Origin of the sequence: Roseiarcus sp. (assembly GCF_052145395.1) — a bacterium.
GTDB lineage: Bacteria > Pseudomonadota > Alphaproteobacteria > Rhizobiales > Beijerinckiaceae > Roseiarcus.
The window spans coordinates 1-4,263 of sequence record NZ_JBKQOT010000440.1; the positions used below are offsets into that span (position 1 = coordinate 1).

General features: G+C 65.7%; 6 protein-coding genes. 3 read left to right on the plus strand and 3 right to left on the minus strand.

Annotated elements, in window-relative coordinates:
* The first annotated feature begins 315 nt into the window (after window positions 1-315).
* Genes ACLP25_RS14930 through ACLP25_RS14940 form a run of 3 tightly spaced genes read left to right on the plus strand, consistent with a single transcriptional unit; the run spans window position 316 to window position 2,669 of the window.
* Window positions 316-591 (plus strand): hypothetical protein, encoded by a 276-nt coding sequence (locus ACLP25_RS14930; protein WP_442469973.1) that lies wholly within the window; start codon window positions 316-318, stop codon window positions 589-591.
* 46 nt (window positions 592-637) lie between these two features.
* Window positions 638-1,321 carry a response regulator transcription factor gene (locus ACLP25_RS14935; protein WP_442469974.1) on the plus strand — a complete coding sequence of 228 codons (684 nt, stop codon included), beginning with the start codon at window positions 638-640 and terminating at the stop codon, window positions 1,319-1,321.
* A complete protein-coding gene (locus tag ACLP25_RS14940; RefSeq protein ID WP_442469975.1) occupies window positions 1,299-2,669 on the plus strand; it encodes a sensor histidine kinase in 1,371 nt (456 codons plus the stop codon). The genes ACLP25_RS14935 and ACLP25_RS14940 overlap by 23 nt, the downstream gene beginning before the upstream one ends.
* 16 nt (window positions 2,670-2,685) lie before the next feature.
* Here the strand turns inward: ACLP25_RS14940 and ACLP25_RS14945 are convergent, their stop codons facing one another.
* From ACLP25_RS14945 to ACLP25_RS14955, 3 genes are all read right to left on the minus strand, one after another.
* Window positions 2,686-2,919 (minus strand): hypothetical protein, encoded by a 234-nt coding sequence (locus tag ACLP25_RS14945; RefSeq protein WP_442469976.1) that lies wholly within the window; start codon window positions 2,917-2,919, stop codon window positions 2,686-2,688.
* Between the two features lie 49 nt (window positions 2,920-2,968).
* Window positions 2,969-3,334 (minus strand): cytochrome b/b6 domain-containing protein, encoded by a 366-nt coding sequence (locus ACLP25_RS14950; protein ID WP_442469977.1) that lies wholly within the window; start codon window positions 3,332-3,334, stop codon window positions 2,969-2,971.
* Between the two features lie 158 nt (window positions 3,335-3,492).
* Window positions 3,493-3,768: a PepSY domain-containing protein gene (locus tag ACLP25_RS14955; protein ID WP_442469978.1), complete on the minus strand. Its 276-nt coding sequence runs from the start codon at window positions 3,766-3,768 to the stop codon at window positions 3,493-3,495.
* Window positions 3,769-4,263: the final 495 nt, after the last annotated feature.

Here is a 4,263-nt window from a genome sequence, read left to right on the forward strand (position 1 = left end):
AAATTGCGCGCGATCCCGTAGATCGCCGGCAACTGGGTCTGGTGGCCGGGCGTCTGATCGGCCACGTCCTGCTAGAACTCCTGCGCCAAAACCGATCCTTCTCCCAGGCGTTCGGCATCGCGTGAAAATGAGGGGATACATGAGGGGCGCGACCCATCCTTGTTACGCTTGCTGAGCGCTTACGATTTAACGCGACCGAAGCTGTTGCGTCTCGGACGAATATGTTCATCCGGCGCATTCGTTGTCGGGTTGATCTGAATCAATGCGTTGAATTAAGCCCAACCTGGGAACGGGTGACGCGAGAGGAACATCGCCATGAGCAGCTTTGTCCATTCCGACGGGATCTCGCGACGCACGGTCTTACTCGGCTGCGTAGCAGGCGGGGCTGGCGTGTTGGCGACGGGCGCGAAGGCGCTCGAGATGTCGCCGGTTAAGGTGTCCAAGGACAGCGTCCACTACCAGACCGTCGCCCTTGCCGAACATCGTTGCGACGCGTGCAAGCTGTTTGTGAAGCCGTCGTGTTGCATCGCGGTCTCGGGGCCAATCAGCTCGGATTGCGGCTGCCGCATCTGGTTGCCGAAAACTGCCTGACCTCGCCGGGCTTCTTGTCGTTCCGGCATTCTGCTAATTCGGCCGGATGAAGATTCTGGTTGTCGAAGACGACGAGGGAACCGCTAGGTTCATCGCGGCTGGACTTTTCGCTCGGGGCCATGAGCCGACGCTGGCGCGGGATGGGCGGGAAGGCTATGAGCGCGCAACCGCCGATCGCTTCGACGTCATTGTGCTCGACCGCATGTTGCCGCAACTCGACGGCCTCGGCGTCGTCGCGTTGATGCGCAAGGACGGCGTCTCGACGCCGGTGCTGTTCTTGACCAATCTTTCCGGGATCGACGACCGGGTCGATGGGCTCGAGGCCGGCGGCGACGACTATCTCGTCAAACCCTTCGCCTTCGAGGAACTGATGGCGCGCCTGACGGCGCTGGCGCGCCGTCCGACCCTCGGCGCGTCGCAGACCGTCCTCGAAGCCGGCGATCTCGAAATGGACCTCGTCGCCCGCACGGTGCGCCGAAGCGGCGAGGCGATCGAGCTCCAGCCACGCGAGTTCCGCCTGCTCGAATGTCTGATACGCAGCGAGGGTCGGCTCGTCACCCGAAAGATGCTGCTCGAAAAAGTCTGGGAGTTCCACTTCGATCCGAAAACCAACATTGTCGAGACCCACATCAGTCGCCTGCGGAGCAAGATCGATCGCGGCGGCCCTTCGCTGATTCAGACCGTGCGCGGCGCCGGATACACGTTGCGTGGCCCGAATTCGGCTGCTTAGGACCGCCAGCTTCCGGCTGGCCGCTCTTTATCTGGCGCTGTTCACAACGTCGGCGCTGGCGCTCGGCGCGTTCGTCTATCTATCGGTTCGCAATGAGATTCTGACCGATTTCGACGACCGGATCGTCGAGGAGACCGACGCGCTGAAGAGCGCGTTCGTCAACGACGGGCGCGACAAGCTCGCCGCGATCATCGAGGCGCGCGGATCGAGCGGCGCCGGCTTCGCCTATGGCCTCATCGGTCGCGACGGCAATTCGATCGCCGGCGACCTGCGCGTTCCGCCCTCCGGCGCCGGCGCAAATGGTTGGATCGAGGCGCAGGAAGACCCGAGTGACGAGCCCCAGGAGTCCAAGCCCGAGATCTTCCGGTCGCTCGTCACGCGCCTCGCTGACGGCTCGACCCTGCTTGTCGGCGACGAGCGCCGTCGTTCCGACGACATCCTGGCCGGGGTGCTGACGGCCTTCGCCTGGGCGGTCGCGGCCACACTCGCGCTCGGAACCGTCGGCGGCCTCTGGCTCAGCGCCCAGTTCCTTGGCCGGATCGATTCGATGCGGCAGACCGCGCGCCGCCTGATGGAGGGCGACTGGAGCGGAAGGATTCCAATCAGCCGCACCGACGACGACCTGACCGCGCTGGCGCGCACCTTCAACCGGCTGTTCGACCGGATCGCGAAGCTTCTGCAGGCGAACAAGCAGGTCAGCGCCGATATCGCCCACGACCTGCGCAAACCGCTGGCCAGCATGCTTCGTCGCCTCGAAGCGGCCCACCGCGATCCCTCGACGGACGGCGCCCAGGAGGCGATCGACGCGACCATCGCGGACCTCGAAGGCGTTCTCGAAACCTTCAACGCCTTGTTGCGGATCGGCCAGATCGAGGCCGGCGCTCGGCGCGCCGCCTTTCGGACGCTCGATCTCGCCGATATCGCGCGTGAGGTCGTTGACGCCTTCGAGCCGGCGGCCGCGGAAGAGGGCAAGGCGCTTGTCGCGCGCTTCGAGACGCCGCTGCCGATCCTGGGCGACAGGGAGCTGCTCGTCCAGATGATCGCAAACCTCATCGACAATGCGCTGCGGCACAACCAGCCGGGCGTCCGGATCGAGGCGACGGGTTCGAGAGCGGAAACCGGTGTCGCGCTGTCGATCGCCGACGACGGAGCAGGAGTCGGGACCGGCGAGTTGACCGCGATCTTCCAGCGCTTCTATCGCACCGATCGGGCGCGCGAAGCGCCGGGAACCGGGCTTGGGCCTGCGCTTGTCGCCGCGATCGCCGAGTTGCACGGGCTCGCATACACGGCCTCGGACAACGGTCCCGGCCTCAGGGTGACGCTCGCGACCGCCCTGAAAGAAGACTGACCTCGATGCGGCGTCCTCAGCCCACGTCTTCCTTGCGCCGCGCGGCGATGACCGCAGTCGAAAGCTGCGCGATGACCGTCTTGGCGTAGTCGACCGACAGGATGATGTCGATCGTCTCGACCGCGTTCGGAAAGTCGGGTACGGCCGCCGTCACGGTCAGATAGATGTCGTCGTCGATCGCCGATACCGTCGGCGCCTCCCCGGTCGCGAAGAAGAACGGCGCGCCGAGTTCCTGTGTTTCCGCCTTCATCGTGGTCTCCGAAACCGTCACGCGACGTCGCCCGGTTCAGCCGGGCGCTTCACGCGACGACCATCGCCCCGACTAGATTTTCGTGGTGACGCAGGCTCCCGAGCGTCACGCCACCAAGATGAAGGACCACCAGCGCGAGCACGCCATGGGCGAGCAGAGAATGGCCGTGCTGCATGACGGGCGAGCCCCAAAATGCGTCGGTCGTCAGGAGCCAGCCGCCGACGGCCGCCGCAGCCATCGCCACAAGCAGGACGACGACCATCGCCCCGCCTGCCGGGTTGTGGCCGACATAGCGGCGCTCGGACCCGTTCCCCATCGCGCCAAGATAGTCGAGCACCGTTCCGGGCCGCCGCACGAACTGCGCAAAGCGCGCGTAGCGCGGGCCGACGAAGCCCCACAGGATGCGAAGCAGCACGAGGCCGCCGGCGACATAGCCGGGGCGGCCTCGTGCACGCCCTCCCAGTTTTCGGAACTTGCCCAGGCAACCGCGAAGCTCGCGGCCAACGACCAGTGAAAGACCCGAACGACAGGATCCCAGACGCGGACCATGAGCCGTGCGCCCGTTGGCGAACCTCAGTTCTCGCCGGCCTCGGCGTTGTCGAGCTTCTCGAGCGTCTCGGCGTTGTAGGCCATATTGGCGCGCTTGCCGTCCTTGTCGGTGGCGTAGACTTCGTAGCAGCCGCCCTCGACCTTGATCTGGCGCACCTTGAAGCCGTCGGCTTGCAACTGGGTCTCGAGGGCCGATTTCGGCTGCCACTTCGATTTCGGCCCGGTCGCGCACTTGCCTTCGGCGAAGGCAGGGCCGGCGGCGGCGACAGCGAGAATGGTCAAGGCGCTGAACAGCTTCATCAGGGTCTCCGAGTTTCGACTCTTGCGAGGCACAGGCAAAGCGCCTGTCCCTTCACGTCGCCGGTCGAAATCGCGCCCCAACGCGCCAGATTTGCGGTGTTCGGATTACCGATCGCCAATGTTCGGGACGGACGCAGCGCGGCGCATAACAGACAGCGGCCGCGCGGCGTCGATTCTCGGACTAGCCGCCGACCTTGAGCGAGGTCAGCGACGCCTTAACGGCCGGCGAACTCTGCGCTGCCGCCGAACTCGCCAGCGGCTTGTCGTCGCCATCGCTGTCCATGGTCTGCGCGCTCCTGGCGTTCGCAGCCTTGTAGTCGTAATCCGCGGCCTGCGCGGGGCTGGCGGTGGCGGCCGTAGAAGTCGCAGGCGGAAGCGAGGGAGCGGCAGCAACCGACGTAGTGAATCCTCCGGATTTGAGAGAAGACAGGCCGGGAGATCCGCCGCCTGGCGCGCGATCCGGCCGAAGAGGGACACTCAGCCTGCGCCGACCGG